5 protein-coding genes are annotated in these 4,939 nt (G+C 35.1%); 2 read left to right on the forward strand and 3 right to left on the reverse strand.

Features of this window, described 5'->3' with window-relative positions; all coding sequences use genetic code 11:
• The 3 genes from ACH2CJ_RS17860 to ACH2CJ_RS17870 form a co-directional block, all read right to left on the reverse strand.
• On the reverse strand, positions 1 to 266 hold a 266-nt coding region (locus ACH2CJ_RS17860), incomplete at its 3' end, for a DUF255 domain-containing protein (RefSeq protein ID WP_394994769.1).
• Positions 267 to 341: 75 nt separating this feature from the next.
• Positions 342 to 1,976, reverse strand: coding sequence for a T9SS type A sorting domain-containing protein (locus ACH2CJ_RS17865; protein ID WP_394994771.1), 1,635 nt, complete (start codon positions 1,974 to 1,976; stop codon positions 342 to 344).
• The gene (locus ACH2CJ_RS17870) at positions 1,957 to 2,649 is read right to left on the reverse strand and encodes an NUDIX hydrolase (RefSeq protein WP_394994774.1); all 693 of its coding nucleotides are present in this window, start codon (positions 2,647 to 2,649) and stop codon (positions 1,957 to 1,959) included. Before ACH2CJ_RS17870 ends, ACH2CJ_RS17865 begins: the two co-directional genes overlap by 20 nt.
• Before the next feature lie 170 nt (positions 2,650 to 2,819).
• Here ACH2CJ_RS17870 and ACH2CJ_RS17875 point away from each other — a divergent pair, with 170 nt between their 5' ends.
• Positions 2,820 to 4,103 (forward strand): hemolysin family protein, encoded by a 1,284-nt coding sequence (locus tag ACH2CJ_RS17875; protein WP_394994777.1) that lies wholly within the window; start codon positions 2,820 to 2,822, stop codon positions 4,101 to 4,103.
• Positions 4,104 to 4,204: 101 nt separating this feature from the next.
• Positions 4,205 to 4,834, forward strand: a complete 630-nt coding sequence (pyrE, locus tag ACH2CJ_RS17880) for an orotate phosphoribosyltransferase (protein WP_394994779.1) — start codon at positions 4,205 to 4,207, stop codon at positions 4,832 to 4,834.
• Positions 4,835 to 4,939: the final 105 nt, after the last annotated feature.

Consider the following 4,939-nt stretch of genomic DNA (forward strand, 5'->3'; position numbering starts at 1 on the left):
GCATCAACGTCGGGGCGTTCTTCTCTGTCAACTTTAATACATATCAAATGCTCATTCATAATGGCGGCAATTGCCTCATTTTCAAACGATTCTCGTTCCATCACATGGCACCAATGACACGCCGAATAACCAATACTTACCAAAATTGGCTTGTTTTCTGCTTTTGCTTTTTGCAGAGCAATTTCGCCCCACGGGTGCCATTCGACAGGGTTGTGTGCGTGTTGGAGTAAATATGGGCTGGTTTCGTTGATGAGGCTATTTGACATATTTTTAATGAGTGAATGATGGATTGAGCGAAAACGAATAATTGTATAATTCAGTAGTTGCTTTTTTCAATATTTCTATCTCGAAACAATTACCTTTTTAGAAAATTCCAATAATCGAATAAAATAAACTCCGTTTGATAAAGCACTAATATTTAAAGACTTGTAATTCTCTCCTTGTAACAAAATAGTTTTTTCTTGCAATACTTTTTTTCCATTTATATCAAAAACCTCAAGCATAGTTTCTTGTTGTTTTAAGCTAAATGCTTTTATGGAAATTTGCTCTTCCGCAGGATTTGGAGATACTTCAAAATTTGAAATTATTGGCTCATTTTCCAAAAGCGTCATATCAAATTTACATAAAAAAACATCATATCCTTTCAAAGTAATATTTTGTCGGTAATCTTTGTAAGCAACTTCTACAATCACCACTTCATTTTCATCTTTTGCGTAAGGATTGTGTGCCGCTACCAACAAATCTTTGCCTTTGGCTACAGCTCGCCAAATGGGTTTATGAGTATCAACGTATTCACGGGCAGGCGTTGGAATTACTAATTCATAATTGCCCGAAAACATATCTTTGTATTGCGAAAGTCGATAAAGTCCGTTAATAAAATACTCGTAAACAAAATAATTTTCATCGGTTTTAAAAGTACCAGGGTCGTCCCAAAGCCAAAGCCCATTAGCCCCCGAAAAGAAAGGAAAAATTGCTGTAGCCTCAGCCATAAAAGGTCTAATAAATTTTTTAACAAAAGCGGTAGTATAACTGAATCTTAACCAAACAAATGGAATAATGGGTTTACTTGTCCAAGCTCGATTTACCTCTATTTGAAAAAGCATATAAGCTAAATAATCAGGTGCAAGCGGACTTGGATAATCGTAATAATAATAAGCTGATGGACTAAAAAAATCTTGATTATTGAAAGCCTGACCACCCAAAGTATTCTTAGAAAAATCATAATTAACATAATTCAACAAAGAGGCATCACTCGTCCATTTTTGCCAAGAATTTCCTGCAATATTGATATAAGTATTTAAAATTGGAGCATCAGAATAGCCGCCAATTTTAGTATTTTGAGTAGCACTATTTTTTGTTTCTGCAAACACTTGGGCATATAAAGCTTGAATATCTTTTTTGTATTGAGCAATAAATGATTGATTATCAAGGTTTTTGTAAACAGAAGGAGTAGTAGGGTGATTTTTTAAAACTAAAATCGAATCATTAGATTTTATTTGTAATTCAATATCAGGAACAAATAAATTAATATCGACTTTACCAGTGCCCGCCGAACTTGAAAAAGCGTTCGAAAATCCTGCTAAATCATTACGCCACTTGTTTTTGTACAATTCGATATTATTTCCCCACGGGCTTTTTATGGTTTCCCAAGGTTGATTAGCAGAAGGGTAGCCAACACCATACCAAACCATCGCACGTTGATTTGGTGGAAGGTCGGCATCGTTTCCATCGGAAGTTGCTAAATGACTAAAACCATGTTTTAGAGGCAGTTTTTGACCATCGCCAAAGCGTGGGCCACCATAAACTATGGAAAAAGGAAGGCTAAATTCAGGAAATTTTTGCCATTCAATCGTGCGATTTTTAGTTGTAGGTACAAGTTGAAAAGAACTTGATTGACATGAATTTTGAGCCTTAGTTTTTTGAATAAAACTAAACAAAAGCAACAGTAAAATATATTTAGTGTGCGTCAAGTTCATCTTTTTCACCAAGTTGGTCAAATACAAATCGAATTGAGCTGTACGAATTCAGCAAAGCTTTTTGAATTTCTTTTTCATCCATCCAACACAATTCGTCAATACCTTCTTCAATTTGAGGCTTCATTGCCGAATCGTCCAAACAGCTCATGCGATACCATTTTGTTCGTTTCAAAATTTTATTATTGCCCATCGTGTAAGTATGCCACGTAGTGCAAAGTTTGTTGCCTAATTTTACTTTAATATTACACTCTTCTTCAACTTCTCGCACCGCAGTTTGTTTCGATTTCTCGCCATCATCTCGCTTACCTTTGGGTAAATCCCACTTACCAAGTCGGTGCATAAGTAGTATTTTACCAGCTTCATTATAAACTACTCCGCCCGCAGCTTTTACGACTTTATAGAGGTTTTTGATATGAATTTCAGTAGCACCCTTATCCTCAACAACCATCGTAACTGACTGATATTCAATCACTTCTGTTGTCTGAATCAATTTGAAAAACTTATCAATCGTAGCACCCAAAACATTCAAAATCACTACATGACCTCGCATTTTTTTAGCATTTAACTGTTCTAAGCGAGCATCTAACATCGAATCAAAATCATGTCCATGTAGGTCTTTAAAATCTTTCTTATCTACGATTCTAACTAACTTGTCATCTATAAAAATAACCATAAGGTTTATCAAAGGAGGTTTAATTGTGGGGACAAAGTTCGGAAAATTTTCGGAAGTAATTAAAGAGTTAAAAAAATTATAATATTGTTTTTGCATAAAGTAAGCATAAAATATTTTATTTTGCACCTTAATAACCATCAAACCTTCAAATTGGGGGTTTAAACCTTTAAATGGAAATTTTAATAATCTTTATTTTAGTCATAATTAACGGTGTTTTCTCCATGTCGGAGATTGCTTTAATTTCTTCTCGAAAAACAAAACTTGAAATTGCAAGCAAAAATGGCGACCGCCGAGCCTCTGCCGCTCTCGAACTTGCTAACTCTCCAAACAGATTCCTTTCAACTGTACAAATTGGTATCACACTTATCAGTATTTTAACTGGTATTTTTTCGGGAGATAAAATCACAACCGACATTCAGAATTTCTTAACAAACTTGGGGCTCGACCTAAAATATGCAGATAATCTCGCCGTTGGCTTAGTTGTTCTTATCATTGGTTTTTTTCAGTTAGTTCTTGGTGAATTAGTTCCTAAACGTATAGGAATGTCAAATCCAGAGGCGATTTCCAAGTTTATGGTTGCACCGATGAGCTTATTATCAACGATTACCTCTCCATTTATTTGGCTCTTAACAAAATGTAGTGACCTAATTATCAAGGTTTTAGGCATCGAAATTTCTGACAGCTCAGTTACGGAAGAAGAAATTAAATCTATGATTCAGGAAGGTACAACTGGCGGAGCAATTGACGAAATTGAGCAAGAAATCGTACAAAATGTTTTTCATTTGGGAGATAGAAAAATTACCTCGTTGATGACTAATCGCAGTGATGTAACTTTTTTGGACATCGAAGATTCGGTAAAGGAAAATAAAGATAAAATTATTGAATCAAAACATTCAGTATATCCTATTTGTGAAGGAGACATTGATAATATTATTGGTTTGCTTTATATCAAAGATTTGTTGGGAAAAGACTTAAATATTGAGCTTGAAACCCTTAAAAAATTCGGTAAAGAGCCGCTGTTTATTCCCGAAAACAACCAAGCCTATCAAGCATTAGAAAAATTTCGTGAGGAGCGAATCCACATGGGAATTATTTTAGATGAATATGGTAGTGTGATGGGCATTATTACACTAAACGATATTTTAGATGCTTTAGTGGGCGATATTTCGGTAGATGATGAGTTTGGCTATGATATTCATGAGCGAGAAGATGGCAGCTTTTTGGTAGATGCTTCACTCCCATTTGATGATTTCTTGAACCATTTTGATATTCAAATCAATAACAGAAAAGAATATACAGGCTTCGATACGCTTGGTGGTTTTGCATTACATATTCTCCAGGAGATTCCTGATACTGGTGATACATTCGAGTGGGAAGAGTACAAATTTGAGATTATTGACATGGATAAAAATCGAATTGATAAGATTTTACTGACAAAAAAACAAACCCACTAACCAACCCATCATTTTGGTTCTGTAAATAAATAAGAAAATTTAAAACATAGCTCTCCTTTAAAACGGTTCCACTTTTCGATGGGGGTAATATTTACAATAAAATGACTGTTTCCCAAAAAATTGCTTCTATACTATTAGAAACAAAAGCGGTAAAATTGAGTCCAGCACAACCTTTTAAGTGGAGTTCTGGCTGGAATTCACCAATCTATTGCGATAATCGTGTAACACTTTCATACCCTGATGCTCGCACTTTTATCAAAAAAGCATTAGCAAAAGCTATAAAAAAGCATTTCCCAGAGGCCGAGTTAATTGCTGGCGTAGCAACGGCTGGAATTCCACAAGGAGCTTTGGTAGCTGATGTTTTAGGATTGCCATTTGCGTATGTTCGCCCCAAGCCAAAAGAACACGGTATGGGCAATCAAATTGAAGGGCGTATCGAAAAAGGGCAAAAAGTTGTTATCATCGAAGATTTGATTTCGACTGGTGGAAGTTCACTTAAAGCTGTTGATGCTCTCCGTGAAGCAGGAATTGAAGTTGTTGGCATGGTCGCCATCTTTACTTATGGATTTAAAGTGGCTGACAAAAATTTTGCAGAAAAAGGTGTAAAATTAATTACTTTAGGTCATTATAATTCATTGATTGACCAAGCCATTGCACAAAACTATATTTCCGCAGAATCGCTTGATTCATTGAAAAAATGGAGGCGAAACCCTGAGAAGTGGGAAGTTTAATAGAGAATTAAGTAAAAGAGTAAAAGTTTTCGAGTATTAGAGTATAGCTAGTTATCTTTGTTGAATGAGAACGAAAATATATATACATCTAAGTGCGGAAGAGCA

Source organism: Emticicia sp. (genome assembly GCF_043780375.1).
In the GTDB taxonomy this organism is placed as follows: Bacteria; Bacteroidota; Bacteroidia; order Cytophagales; family Spirosomataceae; genus Emticicia.